The organism is Aurantimonas manganoxydans SI85-9A1 (assembly GCF_000153465.1).
Lineage (GTDB): Bacteria > Pseudomonadota > Alphaproteobacteria > Rhizobiales > Rhizobiaceae > Aurantimonas > Aurantimonas manganoxydans.
Genome location: NZ_AAPJ01000032.1, coordinates 1 through 1,038 on the forward strand (window position 1 = coordinate 1; position 1,038 = coordinate 1,038).

3 protein-coding genes are annotated in these 1,038 nt (G+C 66.8%); 1 reads left to right on the plus strand and 2 read right to left on the minus strand.

The genetic code is table 11. From position 1 onward, the window contains the following. Window positions 1–438: gamma-glutamyltransferase (locus SI859A1_RS00255; protein WP_193352744.1), on the minus strand; the 438-nt coding region annotated here is incomplete at its 3' end. Between the two features lie 29 nt (window positions 439–467). On the opposite strand from SI859A1_RS00255, the gene SI859A1_RS00260 reads away from it, so the two are divergent. Next, window positions 468–809, plus strand: a complete 342-nt coding sequence (locus tag SI859A1_RS00260; protein WP_009207888.1) for a gamma-glutamyltransferase — start codon at window positions 468–470, stop codon at window positions 807–809. Window positions 810–833: 24 nt separating this feature from the next. Here SI859A1_RS00260 and SI859A1_RS00265 read toward each other — a convergent pair. Further along, window positions 834–1,038: Lrp/AsnC ligand binding domain-containing protein (locus tag SI859A1_RS00265; protein ID WP_040324862.1), on the minus strand; the 205-nt coding region annotated here is incomplete at its 5' end.

Consider the following 1,038-nt stretch of genomic DNA (forward strand, 5'->3'; position numbering starts at 1 on the left):
ATTCTGCAGGCTGATGCCGGTGCCCGGCACGACGACGCCCGAGCCGAAGCCGGCGTAATTGGACTGGATGAAGGAGATCATCATGCCGTCGGCATCGGCCGCCGACAGATACACCGTGCCGCCCTGCTTCGGCGCGCCGGCCTTGAAGTCCTGCGCCTTCTGCGGATCGACCAGCCGGGCGCGGCTTTCCAGATAGGCCGGGTCGAGCAGATGCCTCTCCTCCACCTCGCGCATATGCTCGCGATCGGCGACGAAGGCCCACATGTCGCGGAAGGCGAGCTTCATCGCCTCGATCTGCAGATGCAGCGCCTCGGCGCTGTCCGGCGCAAAGCGTTCGAGGCCGAGATGCTTGAGGATGCCGAGCGCCATCAGCGCCGCGATGCCCTGCCCGTTGGGCGGGATCTCGTGCAGGTCGACCCCGCCGTAATCCTGGCTGATGGTGCCACACCATCATTCCCGGCTTCCTGATGAAGGACGGCCAGCCGCTGATGAGCTTCGGCGTCATGGGCGGCCCGATCCAGGCGCAGGGCCATGTACAGATGGTGCTGCGGACCCAGCTCTGGGGCCAAGACCCGCAGACTGCCGTCGACGCACCGCGCTGGCGGATCGTCGAGGGGCTGGACGTGGCGGTGGAAGCGGCAGCTGGCGACGCGGTGATCGCGCAGCTCGAGGCGATGGGCCACCGCATCAGCCGCGAGATGCCCGACACCTCCTATGGCTTCGGCGGAGCGCAGCTCATCCACAAGGTGAAGGACGGCTATGTCGCCGGCTCCGATCCGCGCAAGGACGGGCAGGCCGTGGGCTTCTGACGGTCCTGCGCGAAGGCCGGCGCGTCAGGGCGTGCGCGAAATGCCCGACTTGATGCGCCGCAGCGGGATCGAGGATTCGATCGACGCGACGCCGTCGATCTTGACGAGACGCTCGATCATCAGCGTCTCGAACTCCTTCAGCCCGGTTACGGCGATGCGCAGCAGATAATCGCGATTGCCGGTCATCAGCCAGCAATCGACGACCTCGGGAAAGCGCAGGATCGCGGCT